The 22,736-nt window shown below is 43.4% G+C and carries 20 protein-coding genes and 2 tRNA genes; 7 read left to right on the top strand and 15 right to left on the bottom strand.

The window, feature by feature from the left end:
* Positions 1–85: 85 nt before the first annotated feature.
* The gene (locus N475_RS08190) at positions 86–1,279 is read left to right on the top strand and encodes a PrnB family protein (RefSeq protein ID WP_063355876.1); all 1,194 of its coding nucleotides are present in this window, start codon (positions 86–88) and stop codon (positions 1,277–1,279) included.
* Complete coding sequence (locus tag N475_RS08185; protein WP_063365015.1) at positions 1,266–2,378, top strand: aminotransferase class V-fold PLP-dependent enzyme; 1,113 nt, start codon at positions 1,266–1,268, stop codon at positions 2,376–2,378. Before N475_RS08190 ends, N475_RS08185 begins: the two co-directional genes overlap by 14 nt.
* A gap of 4 nt (positions 2,379–2,382) precedes the next feature.
* Here the strand turns inward: N475_RS08185 and N475_RS08180 are convergent, their stop codons facing one another.
* From N475_RS08180 to N475_RS25390, 4 genes are all read right to left on the bottom strand, one after another.
* Positions 2,383–3,135, bottom strand: coding sequence for an MBL fold metallo-hydrolase (locus N475_RS08180; protein WP_063355874.1), 753 nt, complete (start codon positions 3,133–3,135; stop codon positions 2,383–2,385).
* A 168-nt stretch (positions 3,136–3,303) separates the two neighbouring features.
* Positions 3,304–3,396, bottom strand: a tRNA-Ser gene (locus N475_RS08175).
* Between the two features lie 19 nt (positions 3,397–3,415).
* A tRNA-Ser gene (locus tag N475_RS08170) sits at positions 3,416–3,506 on the bottom strand.
* Positions 3,507–3,716: 210 nt separating this feature from the next.
* Complete coding sequence (locus N475_RS25390; RefSeq protein WP_155730837.1) at positions 3,717–3,866, bottom strand: hypothetical protein; 150 nt, start codon at positions 3,864–3,866, stop codon at positions 3,717–3,719.
* A 250-nt stretch (positions 3,867–4,116) separates the two neighbouring features.
* Here N475_RS25390 and N475_RS08165 point away from each other — a divergent pair, with 250 nt between their 5' ends.
* Complete coding sequence (locus N475_RS08165; RefSeq protein WP_063355873.1) at positions 4,117–4,956, top strand: diacylglycerol/lipid kinase family protein; 840 nt, start codon at positions 4,117–4,119, stop codon at positions 4,954–4,956.
* Here N475_RS08165 and N475_RS08160 read toward each other — a convergent pair.
* On the bottom strand, positions 4,949–5,875 hold the full coding sequence (locus N475_RS08160; RefSeq protein ID WP_063355872.1) for a DMT family transporter: 927 nt from the start codon (positions 5,873–5,875) through the stop codon (positions 4,949–4,951). The two genes, N475_RS08165 and N475_RS08160, sit on opposite strands and share 8 nt — an antisense overlap.
* Before the next feature lie 122 nt (positions 5,876–5,997).
* Here N475_RS08160 and N475_RS08155 point away from each other — a divergent pair, with 122 nt between their 5' ends.
* Positions 5,998–7,428, top strand: coding sequence for an aminotransferase-like domain-containing protein (locus N475_RS08155; protein WP_063355871.1), 1,431 nt, complete (start codon positions 5,998–6,000; stop codon positions 7,426–7,428).
* 37 nt (positions 7,429–7,465) lie between these two features.
* Here N475_RS08155 and N475_RS08150 read toward each other — a convergent pair whose 3' ends face one another.
* Entirely contained in the window at positions 7,466–8,254 is a 789-nt protein-coding gene (locus N475_RS08150; RefSeq protein ID WP_063355870.1) for a DUF2884 family protein, read from the bottom strand.
* 354 nt (positions 8,255–8,608) lie between these two features.
* Between N475_RS08150 and N475_RS08145 the strand changes: the two genes are divergently transcribed.
* Positions 8,609–8,791: a PA3496 family putative envelope integrity protein gene (locus N475_RS08145; RefSeq protein ID WP_063355869.1), complete on the top strand. Its 183-nt coding sequence runs from the start codon at positions 8,609–8,611 to the stop codon at positions 8,789–8,791.
* A 76-nt stretch (positions 8,792–8,867) separates the two neighbouring features.
* Here the strand turns inward: N475_RS08145 and N475_RS08140 are convergent, their stop codons facing one another.
* Positions 8,868–9,317, bottom strand: coding sequence for a c-type cytochrome (locus N475_RS08140; protein ID WP_063355868.1), 450 nt, complete (start codon positions 9,315–9,317; stop codon positions 8,868–8,870).
* A 363-nt stretch (positions 9,318–9,680) separates the two neighbouring features.
* Between N475_RS08140 and N475_RS08135 the strand changes: the two genes are divergently transcribed.
* A complete protein-coding gene (locus N475_RS08135) occupies positions 9,681–13,718 on the top strand; it encodes a S8 family serine peptidase (RefSeq protein ID WP_063365014.1) in 4,038 nt (1,345 codons plus the stop codon).
* A gap of 316 nt (positions 13,719–14,034) precedes the next feature.
* On the opposite strand, the gene N475_RS08130 is transcribed toward N475_RS08135, so the two are convergent.
* Positions 14,035–14,466, bottom strand: a complete 432-nt coding sequence (locus N475_RS08130) for a DUF2721 domain-containing protein (RefSeq protein WP_063355940.1) — start codon at positions 14,464–14,466, stop codon at positions 14,035–14,037.
* A gap of 26 nt (positions 14,467–14,492) precedes the next feature.
* A complete protein-coding gene (locus N475_RS08125; RefSeq protein ID WP_063365013.1) occupies positions 14,493–15,002 on the bottom strand; it encodes a TlpA family protein disulfide reductase in 510 nt (169 codons plus the stop codon).
* A 100-nt stretch (positions 15,003–15,102) separates the two neighbouring features.
* On the opposite strand from N475_RS08125, the gene N475_RS08120 reads away from it, so the two are divergent.
* A complete protein-coding gene (locus tag N475_RS08120; protein ID WP_063365012.1) occupies positions 15,103–15,528 on the top strand; it encodes a YqaA family protein in 426 nt (141 codons plus the stop codon).
* Positions 15,529–15,562: 34 nt separating this feature from the next.
* Here the strand turns inward: N475_RS08120 and folX are convergent, their stop codons facing one another.
* The 6 genes from folX to N475_RS08090 form a co-directional block, all read right to left on the bottom strand.
* Complete coding sequence (folX, locus tag N475_RS08115) at positions 15,563–15,934, bottom strand: dihydroneopterin triphosphate 2'-epimerase (protein ID WP_063355939.1); 372 nt, start codon at positions 15,932–15,934, stop codon at positions 15,563–15,565.
* A gap of 19 nt (positions 15,935–15,953) precedes the next feature.
* On the bottom strand, positions 15,954–16,511 hold the full coding sequence (gene folE / locus N475_RS08110) for a GTP cyclohydrolase I FolE (protein WP_063355864.1): 558 nt from the start codon (positions 16,509–16,511) through the stop codon (positions 15,954–15,956).
* A gap of 52 nt (positions 16,512–16,563) precedes the next feature.
* Complete coding sequence (gene folM, locus N475_RS08105) at positions 16,564–17,271, bottom strand: dihydromonapterin reductase (RefSeq protein WP_063365011.1); 708 nt, start codon at positions 17,269–17,271, stop codon at positions 16,564–16,566.
* A 247-nt stretch (positions 17,272–17,518) separates the two neighbouring features.
* Complete coding sequence (gene nadE, locus N475_RS08100) at positions 17,519–18,355, bottom strand: NAD(+) synthase (protein WP_063355862.1); 837 nt, start codon at positions 18,353–18,355, stop codon at positions 17,519–17,521.
* Positions 18,356–18,445: 90 nt separating this feature from the next.
* Entirely contained in the window at positions 18,446–19,060 is a 615-nt protein-coding gene (locus N475_RS08095) for a YceH family protein (RefSeq protein WP_063365010.1), read from the bottom strand.
* A gap of 106 nt (positions 19,061–19,166) precedes the next feature.
* Positions 19,167–22,496, bottom strand: a complete 3,330-nt coding sequence (locus N475_RS08090) for an ATP-binding protein (RefSeq protein WP_063365009.1) — start codon at positions 22,494–22,496, stop codon at positions 19,167–19,169.
* Positions 22,497–22,736: the final 240 nt, after the last annotated feature.

The raw sequence follows: 22,736 nt of genomic DNA, 5'->3' as shown, positions 1-22,736 counted from the left end.
AGTTTAACGATTAATAAATAATTGGCAAATATCCCTCTTACACTTTTGTTAGCCTGACAATGATGTATTTTTTAGGATTTTGACAATGACGCAACTAACAAAAGATTTTGATATCTGGATAAGAAATGATTTTGTCGAACTCAATGATAGATTGGAGGCGGCTTATCGCGATCAATCAGATAGAGCCAATGTTGAAGGTGTCGGTGAGGATATAAAACAACAGCTCTTGTTACAGGGAGAGCAGCATATTGAAGCACTGCTGGCTGAGGGAAATACCGATGAAGGGTTTGACAGTGCCTTTGATCTGCTTGGTAATGTGGGTTTGTATATGGCTGCTTGTCGTCGCCATGAAATTACGGAGCCCAGCCGGGAGCTCTACTCCCCCTTAAAAGCGGCATCAGCTCTTGCGATGCACATTGGTTCTTCCATCGGTGTTACTCCCCGATTCGCGACTGCCCATTTAACCACGCATAATTCGGCGATTGATGGCGTTTATAAACGTTTTACCAGTGACCCTGCTGAGCAGCTTTTTATTGATTACAACACCCGCGGTATCTTGGCGTACAAACGGGCTGCTGAAGCCTTGCTAAAAATTCAACCATTGGGTATTTCTCATCCGATGACGCCGGTTTTATTTGAGGAGGTGAAACGGGCTTTACTCGATGTGATTGGCTCAAATCAGACTTTGTTCAAGCAACTGGATACTGAATCGTTCTTTTATGTTGTTAGACCATACTATAAACCATACCGAGTGGGTAAGGAGGTATATCGTGGTGCCAATGCAGGTGACTTTGCTGGGATCAATGTCATCGACATGATGCTGGGATTGTGCCGTGCCAACGATGTTGATTATGCTCAGATACTGGTCGAAAAGTTACTCTATATGATGCCCGAGGATCAAGCTACATTGCGTGAGTGTATGCGTTTGCCGAATTTAATGGATGCATTCCTAGAGGCTCAGACTTATCGAAACCAAGCTTGGTATCAAGAGTCGTTAAGTGTTTTCTTACAAGCGTGTAAGCTACATGGAGATACTGCGATCCAACACCATAATCAACTCGTTGAAAAGTATATCTGTCACCCCGCTAAATTTATGGCGAGTAACCACTTAGAGAAGGTGACGGCCAGTGGCCCACCTTTAGAAGTGCTTCTCAAACAATTAGAAACACTTCGAGACAAGCGTGCTGCGGCTAAGCGCGCAGACCTAGAAACTCGGTTTGCAGATATCCAGCAACTCAGAAGCACCTTGAGTGGAGGAGGCAACCATGCAAGCGAGTGATTTTTATTTGCCCACAGAAGACTATTTGCTTAGTCATTCGGTTGGGCGCATGCTGAAAACAGCGCAAGCAGATTTTAATGACCACTTCATGGCTCCATGGCAACAGCTCAATCAAGAACCTTGGGTGCAGTGGCTTGAAGGAGTTGAACGTTTCACAGCAGCGCTGGCAGATTTACTTGGTAGTCAAGCCAGTAATTTTTGCCCTCAGGTTAATTTGTCGAGCGGGTTAACTAAATGGCTGATGAGCATGCCCGAGTTTCGCGAGCGTCGGGTCAAAGTGTTGTTGAGTGAACATGACTTTCCGAGCATGGGGTTTGTTTTGCAGCAAGCTATGCACGATGTTGAGTTAACCTTTATCCCAGATACCGAAGATTTGAGCTGCTTTGATACATGGGAGCGCTATTTAACTGCAGAGTACGATTTGTTGTTTGTCAGCCATGTTTATTCAAATACAGGACAACAAGCACCAGTAAAACAGATTATTGACCATGCGAAAAAGCACCACTGTCGTATTGTGGTGGATATTGCGCAAGCGGCGGGAGTTTTGCCCATTGATTTGGATAAGTGGCAGGCTGATTGTGTTGTTGGTTCAAGTGTAAAATGGCTATGCGGTGGTCCGGGGGCTGGATTCCTATGGGTTAGTTCTGAATGTGTGTCATTGTGTCAGCCTATGGATGTAGGTTGGTTTTCACACCAAAACCCTTTCGAATTCGATATACATCATTTTGTACCTCATGAGAGTGCACTGCGTTTTTGGGGCGGCACTCCCTCTGTGGCGCCTTTTATACTTGCTGGGCATAGTATTGAGGCATTTTCTCAGCAGGGTATCGAGCATGTGAGAGCGCATAATATAAATTTACTCAAACAAGTGTGGGAAGCTCTCTCACCGTGGTGCGTTTCTCCGCAGAACCCTTTGCAGTGTTCTGGCACAGCAATTATTAACCCGGGTACACAGTTGGCAGCCTGTACTCAGGCTCTGAAAAATGAGGGGATCGCAGTCGATACAAGAAAATATGGCATACGCGTATCACCCCATATTTACAATGAGCGTGCGCAAATCATGCGCTTTATTGACGTCGTACAGCAATTTGTAAACTAAGAAACTAGTCAACAAAACCTAACGCCCGTTTGGTTTTGGCTTTAACGGAGCGCCAATGTGTTACAGGAATACTTGGCGCCTGCTTGTCTAACTTTTCAAAGTCTATATCTTGAAAGTCTATTTCGCCTTGGTGGGCCAAAATAATGGATTTTGGCTTTAGGCTTTTCACCAACTCAAGTGAATTGCGATATCTGTTGGGATAAAACACAGGATATGGGGGAATAAACTGGCCTCGAACTTTGACGAACAAATCGGCGATATATATACAATTACGTGTTTGATGATAAAGAGATAAATCGCGATCAGTATGGCCTGGAGTATGTCTGGCTTGCCAATCTTCGAAGCCTGGTAAAGGCTCAGCATCTTCAAGGTAATAATCAGCATTTAATTTGCGGTCATACCAGATATTCTTTCTTGCTTTGTTTTTTCTACCGGCCACCCACAGTGCCAAAACCATATCTGACCAATGCATTAATATGCCATCCAAACCACTATACCAGTGCCCTGCAACATTGGCAGTTGCTATTTGTGCGCCGGTTTTAGTCCGTAAAAGGTGGGCGCCACCTGCATGATCTGGGTGCATATGGGTGACAACCACCAGCTTTAAATCGGTCACTGGTCTAGATAGCGTATGCGTAATGTAATTACACACTGTGTCTACATCTGCTCTGCAGCATCCGTCAAGCAACAGGAGTTTGTCAGAGTATTCGACTAAATAAATTTGTTGAATGTAACCTTCAATAAAGTGGATATGCATAATCGCGCAAGCCAAAGCGAGTTCATCTTTTTATAGTTAACACATCTGACCAGTTGATTGAAAGAGAAAAGTGCAGTAAAAAATGATTGATGTGCAAAAAGAAACAAATGACGTGACAAATTTCAGGCATAAAAAAACCGTCCAAAGGACGGTTTCTTCACAAAGAACTGGCGGAGGGGGAGGGATTCGAACCCTCGATAGGGCTACAAACCCTATACTCCCTTAGCAGGGGAGCGCCTTCAGCCACTCGGCCACCTCTCCGACGCAAAACTTTTTAAAATGGCGGAGAGATAGGGATTTGAACCCTAGATACGCTATTAACGTATGCCGGTTTTCAAGACCGGTGCTTTCAACCACTCAGCCATCTCTCCATGGGCACAGATAATACTTATCGAATTGGGTGCTGTAAATAGTTTTTTAATCGTTTGCTGAAAAAATAAACAAAAAACCGAAGTTATTGAATTTTTTGCCCGAAATTTATACTTTTTGGTAATCTACGAAGGAATTAGAAGTGTATTTTGCGGTGTAAAAGTAAAAATGTGACATCTATTGAGGATGTCACATAGAAGAAGTCAACAGATTTACTTGTGCATGACCACATAACTCAATTGTAAAGACTGGCCAATCTTACTCAACCATTTCATCCATTGAACACGTGGTGTTTGGACATTTTTTAATGTTGGGTTGGCAGTGGTTTGCGTGTTGCTGCACGCTGCAGCTGTATTAAGCATATCTGTGTCTCCTACGACGATTCATTGATTGGTTACATGGTTATTTTGCATGCAAGTTGAGTGAAATTAAAACGATAAAAATTGCTGTTGTCGCATTAGAAAATTTAATGGTTGTGCTTTTTTGTTTTGTTTTAAATTTCATCTATTGAATAAGTATTCATAGGTTTAATCCATATCTGTAGAGCTTTTCTGTGTTTGTTTTTGTTTTCTGAATACTTATTCAGATAATTTTAATTAGGGAGTTTTCTGTTTGTTAGTTATTTATAGGCCACAGCAAGGAAAAAAATATTTGGCACATATAAAGTGGTTGAAATCACAAGCGCAAGATCGCTCAATACAGTTGTATTGGTATGAAACTACTGGGTACTTTGAGGCAGATCTTGAACGGCTAAAAATTCTCGTTTCAGGATACACGCAGGTTATTGTACTAGGTGGTGACGGTACACTTAACTTAGCCATTAATGCCATCGCAGGGACTGAAGTTGCTTTGTCTTTGCTACCTTGCGGCACAGGCAATGACTTTAGTCGACAATTTGGCTATTCCACACGCCAATGGCGCAACACGGTATTTGCTGGGAGAACTCGTCACATTGATGTGGGTCAGGTTGATAAGCGCTTCTTTATCAACATAGCTGGGGTGGGATTTAATGCTGAAGTTGTCTCAACCATGGGTGGTAAAAAGCCTTTTGGTAAATTAAGTTATACCTTTGCTGGTTTGTTGAAATTGGCTTTGTATCGAGGGACGCAAGTGGAGTTTGGACTTGGGCCAATGCCTACAATGATGTGTTTGTTTAGCAATGGTCGTCATTTTGCGGCTGGCTTAACACCTGCTCCCCAAGCTCAACTAGATGATGGTTTGCTAGAGGTGATCACTATCCCTGCCGTCTCTTGGTATAAAAGGTTTTGGTGTTTTGCACTGATGTTATTTGGTCAGCATACTCGGTTATCTTGGGTGTCTGTAAGGCGGTGCCAACAGATAGAAATTAAAACTCCCAGCTTAGCTATTGAAGCCGATGGCGACTTAATTGCAACAACACCCGCAAAGGTCAAGTGCAGAGCGGCGTTGTTGCAGTTTAAAGTACTTAATTAGCCTTGATTGGTTGTGGTTCAGGGCGCCGTATAAGTTTGACTACGAGCTGTTTTGGCATCAAAACCAATAAGTTGCCAAGGCAAATTAGTCCAAAGCCTATGAAAGTGTTTGTCTGCCAAGTAAACCCTTCGAACCAAGTGCTGAGTAGCACTGCCACCACGGGAAAGAGCACTATGATGTAGCTGGCGCGTTCTGGGCCAATATTTTTCAGTAACGAAAAGTAGCAGGCAAAAGCGATAACGGTGCCAAAAATTGCTAGGTAGAGTAGCGAACTCCAGTAGCTCACATCAGCTTGTACAGTGAACGAGAGTGGGCTAAACAATACATATAAGCCTAATAGTATACTGCTATAGAGCATGCCCCAAGCGTTGCCTTCCAGCACTCCAACCCCCTGATTAGAATTGCGAATACTGACCATGTTACCTAATGAAGCGATAAATGTGCCCGTCAGCGCAAGCACTAGACCAACAAAAGTGGCTGAAGAAAAACTTGCTGCACTGAGATCTTGCCAAAATAGCGCGACAATTCCCGACACGCCAAGCAGCGCACCCAAATACGTTTTTAAAGCAATGGGTTTGGCGAAGAACAGTCGTGTGTTCAAAATGTTGAGAACCAGCATAAATGAGAATGCAATCGAAGCCATCGCGGATGTAAGGCTACCTTGGGCCCAATAAAGCAACAGATAGTTGAGTCCAAAGTTACCCACGGCCAATAGTATGAAAAAACCATGGTCTATCCATGTGAATTGCATCATCGGCAATTTACGCCATATAACAAAGCCCCACATACACAAAGCTGATATCGCAAAGCGATAAAATAGTGATACAACTTCATTGACTTGACCCAATTGAAATTCGATTGCCAGCCAAGTTGAGCCCCAGATAAGAACAGTAACGATGTATAACAGCCAGTTTCTCATTGTCGTTCCCTTATGATTTGACTTGATTATTGCAGCGAATAGCAGTTTACTCTGAACTTCTGTGTATAATAGATACAGAAAAATGATTTTTTGACCTGTACAGATTTAAGTTGGAGAAATCGATGCATCATGGCCAGTTCCTTTACCAACAGGTAATCGATGTGATCAATGAAATGGTCACTAATGAACTGCTGACCCCAGGTTCTAAGTTGCCTTCATTGCGAAAATTAGCGCAACAGCTTTCAGTCAGCATTCCCACCATCAAGCAAGCTTATTATCAATTGGAAGCACAAGGTCGCATCTACTCGAAGGAAAAATCAGGGTATTTCTTATCCGACCACGGAAAGAGTACGTTGCCCAAACGTTGCAAGTTGTCTGTGGCACCCACGGAAGTGAATAAACAATCTCTTATTGAACAAGTGTATGAAGGAATACATTCACCGCATTGTGCTCCTTTTGGCATAGCGAACCCAGTGGCTGCCATGAGCAATGAGTTAGTTCTTGCAAAAATGATGCGCCAAGCGCTAAAGCAGGCTGGTAGTCAAATATTAGAGTATGGCGCGATGGATGGCTTGGACAGGTTGAAACGTCAAATTGCACAGCGTTATTTGCATATGGGGCTTTCGGTGTCAATTGACGACATGGTGATCACCAATGGTGCGCAAGAGGCATTGGCGATTGCATTGCAATGCGTGACTAAACCTGGGGAGGTTGTTGCTGTCGAGTCTCCGTGCTATTTCGGTATCATAGAATTAATTGAAAACTTAGGCTTGCGTGCACTAGAGATCCCTGTTTGTCCGGACGATGGTTTATGGTTAGAAGATCTGGAAAAGGCCTTGAATGAACACGAAGTGAGCGCATGCATTTGTTCAACCAGCATCAATAACCCGCTCGGGAGCGTCATGCCAGAAAGCAGGCGCCAAGCCTTGCTAGAAATTTTGGTCGCGAAAGGAGTGACCCTCATTGAAGATGACGTGTACGGTGATCTGCACTTTTCTAAACACCGTGGAAAACCTGCCCAATACTATGCATCTGAAGGGCAGGTGATCACATGCGACTCTTTTTCAAAAACGGCCGCACCAAGTTATCGTGTGGGGTGGATACTGGCTCCGGGTTTTGCAGCACAGGCTCGACGTTTTAAGCGGGCATTGAGTTGCTCTTCTTCTTTAATAAATCAATGGGTACTGGCTGATTATTTAGCATCAGGTGATTACGAAAGGCATTTGCGCAAACTACGACAGCGCTTGATGGACAACAAGCAGAAAATGCTGATGTGTATTCGTTCATTTTTCCCGAGCGATGTGCGGGTGAGTGATCCCGGTGGGGGGTGTGTGGTTTGGCTTGAGCTAGGCTCAGACGTGGACGGCGGTGAATTGTTTAAATTGGCGATGGCGGAAGGTGTCAGTATCACTCCGGGGCAGTTGTTCAGTGTTTCTGAGCGGTTTCAAAACTGTATTCGCATCAGCTATGGGTTACCTTGGAATGATGGGGTGGAAGCTAACATAAAGAAATTGGGTGACCTAGTCGCAAAACTGAAAAGTGGCGAGCATTGAAGAAGTGCTCACCACTCTGTTGGTTGGAAACCTTCTCTTACTCTGAGGTATAGCGCATTAAACTATAGCTGGACATAGCTGGGATGTTTTGAGATAAGGCCGTTTCCTGTGCCGCGATGCGCTCAAAATTGCTACATAGAGAGGCGGCACGTTGTTCAAGGTTTTTGGCTTGGGCTGTGACCTTTTCTTCAATCTGCCTACCCATGTTTTCCATACGCTGTTCAAATGCAGACATATCACCATTGGCATTATTCATTTCTGTACCAATGGAAACTAACAGAGAGCCGATGGATTGAAACATCGCACTTTTTACAGCGTCTTCAATGCGCTCCTCGAATTGATGCTCAAAATTTTCGCTAAAGTCATGGAAAGCTTGTTCACCCATGACGAAGCTACCCTGTTGATAAAACGTGCCATGGATCTCTTGATTGAGGTCGTCTAACACAGTGGATAGGTTATCTAATCCGTGTAAGTCAAAAGCAGCCCCCACTTCATCAAGGGCTACTTCAGCGACCTTAATGGCGTCAGTGGCCATCTCTGCAACTTTAGGTAACTCTACACGTAAAGTGTCTGCGTACTGTGCAAGTGCGCGCTGTTGCTGTGCAGTGACATCTACCGGTTGGCCGTTAATAAAGGCGTACCCATTGGCATCGATGGTCAGCGATCGTGAGTGAGGTGTGGTAATCGCGACTTCGTTTGGGGTAATCGCGACATTATTTTGAAACTCAACCTGGCAATTATCGTTTGAAAAAGAGATGCTGTGGTCATTGTGTGCTAGCGCAGAAGTGGACGACAAAATAGCTGTAATAAGTAGCGCGTTTTTCATTGTAGGGTCCTTATTCGTTGATGACGACTAAGAATAATCAAAGAAGATGCCAAAATTTTTATTTGTTTTAAATCAGTTTCTTATGTGTTTTCGGTTCGCTTTGAGTGTAATTTAACTAATCGCATTGGCTAATTATTAGCAATATTGGCTAACTATTAGCTTAATCAATTTTATAAATCGTCACGACAAAAATCATTCACTGTCAAAGTCACTTATTTAGGACTAAATAAACTTATGTGTAATTGACGCACCGATGAGATGCCGTTGTATCAAAATCCTCATTGTGGGCGTTGAGTCAATTGAGATTTTGACCTCGTTGGGGTTGGCACAGTTTATGTTGAATAGGAGTCTATCATGGGTAAAACATATTCCTATGATCCATTGGACGAAGAATACCAAGATGAGTTTGGTTCATTGAGCGAGAAGGATACCAATAGACAGCGCCAAAAAGTGCGTAAGAAATTGGATGATTATCTAGAACAAAAACGTTTGAGGCGTAATTTAGGAGAAGATGATTTCGACTACTTTGACGATTAGCTTGCGTTATGTGTAGTAGAGAGCATCGACTGGCTTGACTTGCTCTCTACTTAGTTTTGCTTGCTAAGTATTGACGTTAGTCTTTAAACGACTTGTGGCAATCTTTACAACCTTTCGCCCAATTTCTGAACGCTTTACTGATCACTTTTTTATCTCCAGACTCAGCAGCTTTTGCCAATGCCTCAGCGTATTTTGCAAAGTCAGCAGCTTTTTTGTCAAACGTTGCCCTATCTTTCCAAACAGATGGTAATGCGCTGGTGTCTCCTTTATCTGAGCCTTGAATAAAAGCTTCCCATGGCATTTTAGAAAGCTGGGCTGCATTGTGTGCACGCTCGGAAAAACGTTTAGCGTCAAACGGGATCTTTCCTTTTAGCATGTCACCCATATCACCAATTTGATACCGAATAAGTTGGAAACTAGCTTTGCGGTACTCAATTGCATCTTCACTGTTTTCAAACATAGAGCTGGCCTGAGATTGACAGCTCAGTCCTAACAGCAGAGTTAAAAATGTTAATGACCTTTTCATAAGTGCCCCTAAATAAAAAATTCATCACCTTTGTAAGGGTTTCTTTATGAATTAGCAAGGAGAATGGGGTTAACAGATAGTAATCAATATTTGTACCGTAAGCGGTTTGTTGCTGAAACGGGGACTTAAGAAAAAGTCTATTTACAGTTAATTTAAATAGTGTTCATTTACTTTCTTTTACATTGAATTTTTATTAATTTTAACAATGACTTATGTTTTAGTTAAAAGTAAAACTGAAATATTTGTAACTTAATTGTATTTCTATTATTGCAATTAACCATGTAGTCACATTATATTGATGAATGATTCTACTCTCTAAATATAAATAAACACCAAATTAAACAACAAGTCCTAGGGGAAACTATGGCCAAGTATTCATTCAAAGCGACAGCAGTAGCTATGGCTGTCTCAGGTGCTCTTACAGCAGCGTCGGCAAGTGCTGCAACATTAGAGACCAATACACGTTCAGTTAACACGCAAGCAGCTAAAGTTGAGCAATCAGCTAAACAAGAACACAGAGCTGAAGCTTTTCTAGTTGTACTTAAGCAAGAAACTGCCGCAGATCTTATGGCTCGTGGCAACTACTCTACAAGCGATGCACGCAGCACGGTTGCTTCTGTTGAAGCTATTCAATCAAATGTTAAGCGTGAGTTTGCTACATTAAATGCAGACATTAAGGTTGTAGGTTCAACTAAATTATTAGCATCAACGCTTATCGTTGAAGCGTCAGATGCTGCGCTAGAGCAAATTAAGCAAAACGCAAATGTTGCTCGCGTATTACCACTTTACGACTACGAGCTACATGTTGCTGACGCTAATGATTATATCAAAGGTGCTCCAGTAAACTTGGCTGGTTTCACTGGTAAAGGACAAAAAGTTGCTGTACTAGATACAGGTATTGACTACACGCACAAAGTATTCAACCCTGCTGCTGGTACAAAAGAAGCATATGAGGCGGCGCAAGCAGATCCAAGAGCTGTTGAATGGCCACAAGGTCAGGTGAAAGGCGGTTACGACTTTATGCGTAACGACCCAGATCCAATTGAAAGCGATCCTAACTTCCCAGATCCAACAAGCCCTGATGACGGTGCTTCTTCACACGGTACTTCTGTATCTCACTCTGTAACTGGTATTGCTCCAGACGTTGAACTTTATGTTTACTCTGTGTGTGGTGGCGGTTGTCCATTCGCTGCACAGTTAGGTGCACTTGAAGCTGCAATGGATCCAAATGGTGACGGTGATATCAGCGACCGTGTTGACGTTATTAACATGTCACTAGGTGGTGAGTTTGGTTCAACAGACCGTGTTGACGGTACACAATTCTTAATTCACCAAGCTGTTAAGATGGGTACTAACGTAGTTATCTCAGCTGGTAACGATGGTAACCACCCGTTCCGTATCGGCGGACCAAGCACAACACCTAATGCACTATCTGTAGGTGCAATGGGTCACCCAACTATTAACGAACTATTCGCACTTGGTACTATCGATGGCAAGTCTGTTGAAGTAGGTACTGCTGGTTTTGGTCCTCAAGACCCGTTCTCATTCTCTAATGCAGACACTGAGCTTGTATATCCTGATGCAAACCAAAATGGTTGTGAAGCATTTGGTGACGACGTTGACTTCACTGGTAAAGCGGTACTAATCGACCGTGGTGCATGTGCATTCGTAACTAAAGCGCTAAATGCACAAGCTAAAGGTGCTAAGTATGTAATCATCGCTAACAACGTAGCTGGTGGTGCACCTGGTCTTGGTGGTACAAGTGACGAAGTGACAGTACCAACTATCTCTGTAACGCTAGACGATGGCGCAGCGCTAAAAGCGACATTAGCGGCAGGTCAACAGCCAGTATTTACTTTTGGTATTGAGTCTCATCTAGCTATTGATACAGTTGCTGACTTCTCTTCACGTGGTCCTTCAATGGACGGTCTACTGAAGCCAGAAATTACAGCTCCTGGTGTTAACATTCAGGTTGCTGCAACAGGTACTCAAGATCAGCTAGCTGGCGCAACTGGTACTTCATTCTCTGGTCCAATTACAGCTGGTGCAGTAGCACTAGTACGTGAAGCTCGCCCTGAACTAAGTGCTGCACAAGTTAAAGCGGTACTTATGAATACAGCTAACCTAGACGTATTCATGGAGCCAAAATCAATTAACGCAAACGCTGAATTAGCGCCAATCAGCTTAATCGGTGCTGGTCTTGTTGACGTTGAAAAAGCTGTAGCTTCACAAACAGTAGCGTGGGTACACCACGGTGATTACGATACAACACAAGCGGCACTTTCTTTTGGTTTCGACGTACTAGAAGAAACAACGACTTACACTAAAACGGTATTCGTTAAAAACTTCGCAGGTGAAGAGAAAACTTATAATCTTCGCACTGCAGACCGTTATGCAAGCGATACGGCATTAGGTGCGACAAGCTGGGAAATCCCTGCTTCAGTAACTGTTGGTGCGGGTGAAACAGCTTCTTTCCAAGTTAAGCTTACTATCGACCCAAGCAAATTACCTGCGTGGAGCCTACCTAACCCTCAAAGTGCAAATGACCTAGCAGCACGTGCAGCGTCTCTAACACTTTCTGAGTTGGATGGTGCACTAATCTTTGACGACCAATCAACTGCTGATACTGATCACGACATTCACATGGTATATCACGTACTACCTCGTGCAAACGAAGGTGTTGAAGTGACTGTACTTGAAGAAGGTGATAAGCGTATTCAAGTAACGAACAACGGCTTCACAACGTTCAATGTTGTTACTGACCAACTTGTAGCAGTAGGTCAAGAAGCGTCTGCTGAAGACAAGCAGTTCAACATTTTAAGCTCTTCATTCAATGTGTATGGCAGCAGCACTTGTGACTCAGGCGCATTCTTCACTGCATCAATGGCATTACGCGATGAGCTTACAATGCACCGTCAAGCGGGCTACCGTATGGCACTAGATGTGAACTACGATGGCGTGTATGACTTCTTCCTACAAAACTACAACGATGTAGGTCGTAGTGCTGCGGTTATCGGCCGTGCACGTACACTAAGTGGTCCAATCGTTAATGGTGAAGACCAGTGGCAGTTCCTAACTGCAATGTTCCATGAAGGTGGTTCAAACACAATTACTTTCACTGGTTGTTCAGACCTAATCGGCCTAGATACTTCTAACCTTGGTGATGACATCATGATCCAAGCTCAAGTAGGTATCGGTAACTACCAATCTGGTATCTTCGAAGTAACAGACACAGTAACTGGTCACACAACATTCGCAACAGCACCTGCTTCTCTAGTTGATGCAGATGGCAATGCGGTTGAGTCTCTAGCTCCTGGTGCATCTGCATTTGTAGATAGCTATAAGCCATTTACGCTAGCTTCTGATGACCAAATTCTTGCGAACATCACAGCTGATATGCTACCTGCAGTAGTTGTTCCAGTAATCGCTGACGTTGAACTAGAAGTTTCTGAAGATGCTCCAGTTGGTCATGTAATCGGTCAACTAGCACTTGCTGAGCAAGATGGTGGTGCAGAGCTATCTGCATTTGAGGTTGTTGCACAGTCTCATGACGGCATTGCAGTATCTAGAACTGGTGAAGTGACAGTTTCTGAAGCTGGTGCTCCTGACTACGACGCAGGTGTTATGTCTGTAGAGCTAACAGTAGTAGCTTACGATGCGAAAGGCTTCAAATCAGAAGCAACAAACATTATTGTAGATGTAATGAACGCTGTTGATGAAGAAGCAGAGAAAACTCCAGTTGTTGCTGAAGGTCAAGAGTTTGACGTACAAGAAAACGCTGAGTCTGGCACAGTAATCGGTATGCTTGAGTTCATGGACCAAGACGACAACGTTGCTTCATTCAAAGTTGAAGGTTCAAGTGTTGTTGCAATCGATGCTGAAGGTAAAATCACGGTTGCTGGTGAAGTTGATTTCGACCAAGGCGCTTCTTTCGAAGTAACTGTGACAGCAGTTGATGCTGACGGCCTTGAGTCAGAAGCGGTAACTGTTGTATTCAATGTTGAAGAAGACGAGCTAGAAGGTAAACCGATGATTGAAGAAGGTCAGAGCTTCAACATCGAAGAAAACAGCCCAATCGGTACTGCTATTGGTACAATCGCATTCTCAGACTTCGACAACGACGTAACTGAGTTTGTAATTACTGGTACTACGCTTGTATCTGTAAATGCAGATGGTCAACTATCTGTTGCTGGTAACCTAGACTTCGAATTTGACCGTCAGTTCAGCTTCGACATCATGGCGAAAGATGCAAAAGGCAAGTACTCAGAAAAAGTACGTGTTGAAGTACGTCTAATTGATGTAGCTGAAGACAATGGCGATGATGATGATTCAGGTTCATTGGCTTGGTTGACGTTACTTGCTGCACCATTTGCTGCACTACGTCGCCGTAAGCAAAAATAATTTAGCGATTAATTCGCTCTAAAAATAAAAACACCGGCAATTGCCGGTGTTTTTTTATGTCTAAAATCTAGGAAAGTGGGCTTTAATTCAGCCTTTTCATTGCTCTAAGTGGCACTTGTAGTGCGGGTATAGTCGTACAGCGGTTCACTTTAATTGTTAAGGCTCTCGCCACATGCCCGGCGAATGGGCATGTAAAAAGAAATGAGTATTGAACAGCAAAGAGCAGTAGAAAGGGGCATGAAATGCCCAAACTGTGTTATTGATAACTTAGGCTGGGAACATGCTGGCACGGTTACGAGAGTAAAGCTTAGTAAACTTAACCTATATCTTTAAATATCATGCCTCTTCTCATACTTCGTGTGGCTAACATTACTTCAGCGAGCAATGACACAAATGCGCCAATGAGGAGCAGCATTGCGGCAATAAAGCAGCTCGATACCGTGATGCCTAGTGGCCAAGTGTAAAGGTGAGAGACAAATAATAGCACTACAACTGCACAGACCATCAATGCGCTCAGTACACTCATGCTAAAAGCAATATGAATGCAGCGAGAACGTTTAAGTAGTGCTCGCATCTCTTGCGTGAGGGTGAAGTGTAAAGCTTCTTCTAGGCTCGCGTTGAGCTTTCTATCGAGCAATCGAGCTCGGTCGGTGATACGCGCTAAACGATTTGATAGCACACCTAAAAAAGCGGCAATCCCAGTTAATAAAAATACGGGGGCCACAGCGGTTTGAATCACTTTCGCCATGGTCAGTATATTTACGACATCAGAGGTTAATTCCACGTTACTTGCTCAATGATATTTTCGGTTTCTCCAATTAGAGTTTTAACTACACGATTGTTTTCATCAAGTAAGATAAGTCTGGGTACTCCTTTATTTGCGTACTGACTATAAATTTGGCGCTTTTCATCGGCAATCAAAGGGAATTTAACACGATAGTTCTTTGCGAATTCAGCCAAAGACTCTGGGCTTTCCTCTCTTCCGATTGCCAAAATGGTGAGGCTACTGTCATTTATCAATGCTGAAGCATTTAACTCACTAAAGGTACGCTTGGAATCAGAGCACCATGTTGCAAACAAAATGATCAACTTATTGCCTTTAATTTTTGACAAATCGATTGGATGGCCAGAGATGTCCTCAAAGTGTGTGTGCTTAAAAGGCTGCCCATCACTAATGTAGGTCTCATAACCTTGGGAAGGTGCGTCATTGTCCGTGGTACCACATGCCGACAGTGACAAGCCGATAGCAGTTAATAACGCTATTTTTTTGCGTCTATTTATCATTGTGACTTTCCTTATGTTAGGCTGGCACTATTTACGCTTATTTTATGGTACAAGGCAAGCTTTGTGGTGTGCACAGGTATAGTAAGGCTTGATTTAAAACATGGTCTATTTGAGTTTATTTTTTAGTGCGTTTATATCTGCAACATTATTGCCTGCATCATCGGAATTGCTACTTTCTGGCATGGTTGCTCAGCAGATGGGATCTGTTTTAGCCCTGTGGTTTTTTGCAACCGTAGGTAACGTGATGGGTAGTTGTGTGAATTATTATCTGGGTACTCGTGTTGAAGTTTTGAGTCACTACCGCTGGTTTCCCGTTTCTGAAAGCAGTCTTTTAAAAGCCAGAAAGCATTATCAAAAGTATGGTCCGCCAAGCTTGCTGTTTGCGTGGTTGCCAATAATTGGTGATCCGCTCACACTAGTAGCAGGCGTCTTTAAAGTAAGACTGCGTGTGTTTTTACTTTTAGTGACATTGGGTAAAGGACTGAGATACGCGCTTGTTATTACTTTAGCAATGAAGGTGTTTTAGCACGACACCACCAATGGGTGCCGTACTCAGGGGTTTACTGATTAAGTGCTTTGGTCCACTCCAATGTGAGTGAGACTGAGTCGGCAAAGCGCAGAGCATGAGGCTTGTCTACGCGGACTTTAGCAAAGGTCACACCTGGATGTTGATGACATTGTTCGAGTATATCTGCGACCAGTTTCTCAAGTAGTAAAAAGTGCCCATCTTCAACGAGTTTAATTACGGCTTTTGTAATGGTCTTATAGTTAAGGGCGTGATCAACTTCATCTTGTTGTAAACACTCAGTATCAGCTGGGTAGTGGATTTCAATGTTGATAACTACATCTTGTTTTTTCTCACGTTCCTCTTCATTAAATCCAATAAAGGTTCTTAGTCTGAGGTTGGTGATATTGATTATCGCGTTATGCATCATGGCATATCCTTGCAGTTTAGCCGTTCTTTACAAGCTGTAAAAACTCATTTCTTGTTTTGGCATCTTCTCTAAAGTTACCCAGCATGACAGATGTGCGCATCTGTGAATTTTGCTTTTCGACACCGCGCATCATCATGCACATGTGTTTTGCTTCTACGATTACGCCAACACCGCGAGCGCCTGTAACCTCTTCAACAGCCTTTGCGATTTGATGTGTCAATTGCTCTTGAATTTGGAAGCGACGAGCAAACATGTCTACTATACGAGCAAACTTAGACAAGCCTAACACCTTACCATCTGGAATATAAGCGATATGGCAGCGGCCCACAAAAGGAAGCAGGTGATGCTCGCACATTGAGTAAAGCTCAATGTCTTGGATCAATACCATGTCATCGGCATCTGAAGTAAAGACGGCATTATTGGTTATTTCGGATAGAGTTTGTCTGTAACCTTGGGTTAAATACTCCATTGCTTTAGCTGCACGTTTTGGTGTATCTAATAAGCCTTCTCTTTCTATATCTTCACCAACCGCGTTGATGATTTGTTTGTAACTGTTCTTTAATTCATCATGCATAATATGACTCGCATTCTTTTTGAGAGCGCCTCCACTGCCTGCGCTCTGGTGTTTACTTTAGGTGTCTGCCGCCATCAACGGCAAGTGTTCTACCTGTTATATAGCTGCTGTTTAGCAAAAGCTCTATAGTTGAAATCACTTCTTGGCACCCCGGCTCTATTCCCATCAGTGACTTTTTGAGTGTTTTTGCTCTGTAATCGGCATCATCATCATCATTGAAAATAATCAGGGAAGGGGCGATGGAGTTAACTTTAATCTGTGGTGCATACTTAGCTGCGAAAGAACGACTTAGGTTGTCTAATGCCGCTTTACTCGCTGCGTAAGCAATGTGCTTAGGGCTGCCTTTTTCAGCAACATAATCGGTAATATGAATGATATCAGCCACTTCGTTTGAAGCTTCAAGCAAAGGTGCCAGTGCCAAGTTAAGTAAATAAGGCACTTTGGCGTGAATACGCATCATATTGTCAAACAGTGCATCGTGATCGGGGTTGAGCTTTTCGCAATCCCAGCTCGAGGCGTTATGGATCACCGCACGCAGCTGTGTTGTGTGTGCTTTCACTTGGGTTACAAGAGAGTCCCGCGCATCTGGCTGATCAAAATCTATTTGGAGACACTTTACACCCTGTGCTTCCAATGCTTGAACAGCGTCATGCTTGGTTCTATAAGTTATGATGACCGGCACATCTTGCTCAATAAAATATTTCGCCATAGCAAGGCCAATGCGCTGAGCACCACCCGTTATCAAAATTGGGGCTTTCATGGATTTTCCTTTGTTCAATAGCTCTTTTCAGAGCTTCATGCCTGCAAGGTATTGACCCGTGCAGGGGGTCTTTTCCATTTTCTCGTTTTTTACTGGCTGTTACATACGAGTAAAAAAGACTTAGTGATCACTAAATTAGCACGAGTTTTTATAGGCTGTACATAACTGATGTTATAAACCTGTTAATTTAATGGGGGCGGACAGCCTCTGAATATTGTAAACTGGAAAAGCAGAGGCTGAGAATGATTTATTCTTCGTCGTAAATTGTTGGGATTGGCTGACGCTTATGCTGAGTACGTTGATAAATGGCGATGAGCTTCTCAGTAACCTCGTCAGAAACGGAGCGGCCTTCAAGAAAATCATCAATATTATCATAGCTTAGTCCCAAAGCAGCTTCGTCAGCTAGCCCAGGCCTATCACATTCCAGGTCTGCGGTCGGTACTTTATGTACCAATTGTGCTGGTGCACCTAAGTGCTCAGCTAATGCTCTTACTTGGCGCTTAGACAAACCAAATAGAGGTGCTAAATCACATGCACCATCGCCAAATTTGGTATAGAACCCAGTTATATTTTCTGCACTGTGATCGGTGCCAACCACTAAACCTTGGCTCAACCCTGCAATTTCGTACTGAGCAACCATACGCTGACGCGCTTTAACATTACCCTTAACAAAGTCTATTTGTGCCTGCTCAGGCAAGCCTAAATGCGCCTCTTGCATCGCTAACATGGCTTGTTCATGTAAGGCGTCTGCCGCTGGCTTGATATTGACCGTAAGCCTTTGGGTTGGCTTAATAAAATCTAAAGCTAGTTGCGCTTCATCTTCATCTGCTTGAATACCATAGGGCAAACGCATTGCAATAAACTGGTAAGTTTTGTCATTTTGCTCTTGGTTTAATTCGTCTACAGCGAGCTGGCAGAGGCGTCCACATGTTGAAGAGTCAACACCACCACTTATTCCGAGTACCACGCTGGTACAGTGAGCTAATAATAAGCGTTGCTTTATGAACTGGACACGACGTGCTACTTCTGCAGCTGCGTCGATTGATGGTTGAACTTTCATTTCGGCAATGATTGCTTCACGCATTGGAAATCCTCTGGCCTGATTTTAATTTATGCAGTGCAGTTTAAATGATTCTAAAGTCTTGGAGCAATGACGTTTTGAGAGTTATCGCAATCAAAGTCCAAGATGTTGCTTGATTACCCGTAATTCGGCTTTTAATTGGTTTATCTCATCGAGCAGTGCACTTAGCTCTTGCGGCTCATTTAATGGCGCTTCTGCATCTTGAACTACTTCGGTGTCACCAAATAAATGCTGGTAACGGCTTTCACGTTTGCCAGGCTCTCTAGGAAGTTTCACAAGTAGCTCTTGTGCTTGCAGCTCCTCGAGAGCTTGTTCAACTTCAGAAACGTTACCAAAGGTAGCTAGACGGCCACTGCGTGTTCTCAATTCACCTGGTGTTTGGGGACCTCGTAACAACAATAAGCAGATTATGGCGCGTTGTTGTTCGTTCAGTTGTAAACTACTGAACTCCGTATTACAAAATCGGTGTGTGTACTTTGATACGCGGCCTGAAAGCGCTTCATCGCACATAACTAGCCTCCGATCTTGTAGTTGCTCAAGTCCATCCATAACTTCAGCTTCGCTCAGAGAGAGCACAGGTTCACGATTTGACTTTTGGTTACACGCATTCGTCAGTGCATTGACTGACAATGGGTACTGATCTGGGGTAGTGGTCTCTTTTTCTAGCAGGCACCCAATTAGCCTTTGCTCAATAGTGCTGAGTTTCATAGATTTCCTTTTTTAATGCGTATTACAACTTGAAACACATTTCTGTGACTTAACTCTTGTGCATGTGTTCAGGCTCAAAAGTGTCTATGCGTCCCCAAAAGTGTACTTACTCTATGCTATTTATGGACATTTTCCTAGCGCTACTGGTCCATTCGTGGAGTGCTTTGGTCAATAGCTCAAAGTTAATTGGTTTACTTAAGTAGGCGTCCATTCCAGCCTCAAGACACTTTTCCTTGTCTCCTTCCATAGCATTGGCCGTCAGGGCTATTATCACTGCATCTTGATGGCGCTCTCCACATACACCTTTGCGTATTTCTCGTGTGGCTGTGTACCCATCCATTTCAGGCATTTGGCAGTCCATTAAAATCACGTCATATGTATTTTCGGTACTTTGTAGCATTTCTAATGCAACACGGCCATTTATTGCGCAATCGACTTGAGCTCCTAGTTTACTCAAAAAGCTTAGCGCCACTGTTTGGTTGATTTTATTGTCTTCTACTAACAACACTTTACAACCCAATTTTATGTCTGGCAAAGTTGATGACTGGGCATTGTCAGCTTGCAATAAGGCGAGCGCATTCGCTGGAGTAAGTGGTGCAAGTAAAGTATTACTACTATTGAATTGAGGGTGGCCTGAGAGCTCGTCTAAGGTGTGGCATAAAATTGCGTATTTTAGTTTATGCTTCTTGATTAAATTTAGTAGTGCCTGAGAGTCTAGCTCCGAGCATTGAGTTAATATCGATGCAGTAATAATGAAAGCTGGCTGCATATTATGCTGTGACTCAACAAAATCAAGTGCTTCAGGCACATTGATGAAGTGCTCAGTGGGGATCCGCCAGGCATTCAGCATATGCCGTGCGCTCAATTCTGTTTGCGGGTGTTGGTCGATAATGATTAAGCAGTTGCTGGTACTGTCTATAGCCTCAATAGGTTTCGCATCTTGCAGCTCAATATAAAAGGTAAAGGTGCTACCGACATCCAGTTTACTATATGCATGCAGCGCTCCACCTAGTAACTCACACAATTGCTTTGCAATTGTTAAACCTAACCCCGTTCCACCGAATTTTCGTGTGGTTGAGAGATCGGCTTGTGTGAATGATTCAAATATTTTATCTAGTTGTGCTTTGCTAATGCCAATGCCTGTGTCTTCGACGCTACACCACAGTCTGGTACTCGAATTGGTTTGCTCGGTATAGCATGTGAGTGTGATCTTCCCGTTTTCAGTAAACTTAATAGCATTACTTATCAGGTTGTTGAGAACTTGTTTAAGGCGGTGTGGGTCGGTTTTGGCAAATTGGCATTGCATGTTACGGCTGTCTAGAAACAGCTCCGTATGTTGTGCAATGGCTTTGGGAGCAAAGGCTGCAAAACAGTCACTGATGATTTGTACCAGATCCGTTTCAACCACATCGACTGTCATTTTACCCGCTTCGATTTTAGAGAAGTCCAATATATCGTTGATGATGGTGAGTAATGATTCAGCAGAGCTCTGTGCGAGTCCAAGGTGGCGTTTCTGTCCATCATTTAAGTTGGAGCTGGCGAGCACGTCGAGCATGCCCAAAATGCCATTCATGGGTGTTCGAATTTCATGACTCATGCTGGCTAAAAAGGTGGCTTTAACTTTGGCAGACTGCTCCGCTAATTCTTTATCCATAATTGCTTTATTTTGTGCTTGCTGCTGTTGTTGGCTGCTGTACAAGCTGGCGACCATTGCTGCAATGGCCTTGAGAAAGCGACGATCACTTTGTGTCCACTGCGGATAAGAGGCATTAAATTCAGCGCTCAGTACACCAAAAATAGTGTCTTTAAACAGAATCGGCATAAATACGATGGCGTCGATCTCAAAAGGGGATAGATATTGCTCAGCGATGGAGCGCGTGATGTTGTGACTTGTCGCTGCCCATGCTTCTATGGGGGCTCTCTCTAAAAGGGCGTTAAAAAGTGCTGACTGTGATGCTTTTCGCCATGGTGGAAAGTGCTGTAGACGATCTTTTTTGGTGTTGCTAAAGCACACTGGGTATAAGTGGGTTTGTTCATGATTGAAAAGCCAAATACTGGCTCTATTGGCGCTGACACCTTGGCAAACCGTGTCTATACATAATTCTTGCGCACGGTCTAAGTGATTGTTCAAAATCGCTTCATGAGTACTCAATTGAACAAGTAGCTCATTGTTTTTGGCCACCTTCTCATGTTCAACTTCCATAATTTTGCGGTCATGAATATTCTGAATAGAACCAAAGACCTCCACAGTCCGTGCACCCATCCTTTTAGTTTGCGCTTTTATCAAGACCCAGCAAGGTGGTTTGTCCCGAGGAACAATCAAAAACTCTCCTTCAAATGAGGTCCCTTTGCGGATGGCTTGTCCCATTTCATCTTGGAATTTCTTACGCTGTGCGCCACCTTTAAAAAATTCAGTGCTACCCATCCAAGAGGGTTGGTAATGGCGGGGAACATTAAAAATTTGTTGAGTGACACTAGACCAACTAATGTCGTGATTGCCCAAATCTACGGACCATGCACCGACCTGAGCTAGAGAGCCCATACTGGTTAGAGAATTAGCTTGATCTTCAAGTTGCTTTAAAAGGCGTGTGAAAAATACAAACGCAATCACAAAAAACAACACAATAATTAATAAAGCTAGGCGAAATGGCCACAGTGCGGATTCTTCCCCTGACCAGCCAAATCGAGGCGCGGCATAAAGGACCCATGAGCCAGAGGGCACGCTAATACTAAAAGCCAGTGGGTTGAGTTGATGGATATCACTAGAACCATAAAAATAGGCCCCTTGCTCACCGCGAGCATGTTGCCCCTGAATCGCTATTTGATAGTTATCTTCTAATTCTTTGAGCCGAGCACTGGCATAGAGTTTATCCATATCTATCACCACGGATAGTAGTCCCCAAAAAGATTTCTCTGCGGTGAAAACTGGGACTCTGGCAATGAGGGCTTCACCACCTTGCATCAATTCTAGAGGCCCTGCGAGCACAATTTCTCCACTCTCTTTAGCTTGCAATGCTTCTTTACGCTGAGTTGGATGAGTAAGGTAATTGAGGCCTAATGCGCGTTCGTTACCTTCCAGAGGGTAGGTGAATTGCAAAATCATATCTGGCGCAGCACCTAAGTTTCTTAGTATGTCTTCTGATTCAAACAAGGGCGCAGCAATGCGCTCAAACTCTTTTTGAGTCAGTGTGCCTTTATTCCCAAGGGCTATGGCCAAACCCCTTACTAGCTGAATGTTGGCCGCAAGTTTTCCCTCTATGCGTGTGCGGTATACATTGATGTGCTCGTAAGTGCTGTTTTTTTGCACTTCAATCATATGCTTGTGATTCACGCGATCAATGTACCAACCAGTCGCCACGATGACAGCGAGCAATAGGATTACGCTAAATTTTGAGAGAAATGCTTTCCTTTGCGGTACAACCGTCTCTGTTTGCATGTCTTTTCAATAGATTCCATGAATCTTTTAACTATAGTTGCCCCTGATTGAAGTCGCCAAATCAAGACGTGTTTTATGTTATTTTAAACTTGATGAAACCCTATCGTCATAGCATGACATTTTTGTAATTTGATCATGTTAAGACTTTGAATGCCCCAAATGAATTGCTATACATGAGAGGGTAAATTTGTGGGGGTCGACACAGAGCAATGTGTTAGGCATCTATTAGAGTAAGGAAAG

The organism is Pseudoalteromonas luteoviolacea DSM 6061, from assembly GCF_001625655.1.
Taxonomy (GTDB): domain Bacteria; phylum Pseudomonadota; class Gammaproteobacteria; order Enterobacterales; family Alteromonadaceae; genus Pseudoalteromonas; species Pseudoalteromonas luteoviolacea.
This window is presented reverse-complemented; position numbering and strand designations above follow the sequence as displayed.

Coding starts and splice junctions, on each gene's coding strand:
- N475_RS08155 (WP_063355871.1), top strand. CDS start 5,998: ATGCATCATGGCCAGTTCCTTTACCAACAGGTAATCGATGTGATCAAT.
- N475_RS08160 (WP_063355872.1), bottom strand. CDS start 5,875: ATGAGAAACTGGCTGTTATACATCGTTACTGTTCTTATCTGGGGCTCA.
- N475_RS08125 (WP_063365013.1), bottom strand. CDS start 15,002: ATGATAAATAGACGCAAAAAAATAGCGTTATTAACTGCTATCGGCTTG.
- folM (WP_063365011.1), bottom strand. CDS start 17,271: ATGAAAGCCCCAATTTTGATAACGGGTGGTGCTCAGCGCATTGGCCTT.
- N475_RS08090 (WP_063365009.1), bottom strand. CDS start 22,496: ATGCAAACAGAGACGGTTGTACCGCAAAGGAAAGCATTTCTCTCAAAA.
- N475_RS25390 (WP_155730837.1), bottom strand. CDS start 3,866: ATGCTTAATACAGCTGCAGCGTGCAGCAACACGCAAACCACTGCCAAC.
- N475_RS08145 (WP_063355869.1), top strand. CDS start 8,609: ATGGGTAAAACATATTCCTATGATCCATTGGACGAAGAATACCAAGAT.
- folX (WP_063355939.1), bottom strand. CDS start 15,934: ATGCATAACGCGATAATCAATATCACCAACCTCAGACTAAGAACCTTT.
- N475_RS08095 (WP_063365010.1), bottom strand. CDS start 19,060: ATGAAACTCAGCACTATTGAGCAAAGGCTAATTGGGTGCCTGCTAGAA.
- N475_RS08180 (WP_063355874.1), bottom strand. CDS start 3,135: ATGCATATCCACTTTATTGAAGGTTACATTCAACAAATTTATTTAGTC.
- N475_RS08130 (WP_063355940.1), bottom strand. CDS start 14,466: ATGGCGAAAGTGATTCAAACCGCTGTGGCCCCCGTATTTTTATTAACT.
- N475_RS08140 (WP_063355868.1), bottom strand. CDS start 9,317: ATGAAAAGGTCATTAACATTTTTAACTCTGCTGTTAGGACTGAGCTGT.
- N475_RS08185 (WP_063365015.1), top strand. CDS start 1,266: ATGCAAGCGAGTGATTTTTATTTGCCCACAGAAGACTATTTGCTTAGT.
- N475_RS08120 (WP_063365012.1), top strand. CDS start 15,103: ATGGTCTATTTGAGTTTATTTTTTAGTGCGTTTATATCTGCAACATTA.
- nadE (WP_063355862.1), bottom strand. CDS start 18,355: ATGCGTGAAGCAATCATTGCCGAAATGAAAGTTCAACCATCAATCGAC.
- N475_RS08150 (WP_063355870.1), bottom strand. CDS start 8,254: ATGAAAAACGCGCTACTTATTACAGCTATTTTGTCGTCCACTTCTGCG.
- folE (WP_063355864.1), bottom strand. CDS start 16,511: ATGCATGATGAATTAAAGAACAGTTACAAACAAATCATCAACGCGGTT.
- N475_RS08135 (WP_063365014.1), top strand. CDS start 9,681: ATGGCCAAGTATTCATTCAAAGCGACAGCAGTAGCTATGGCTGTCTCA.
- N475_RS08190 (WP_063355876.1), top strand. CDS start 86: ATGACGCAACTAACAAAAGATTTTGATATCTGGATAAGAAATGATTTT.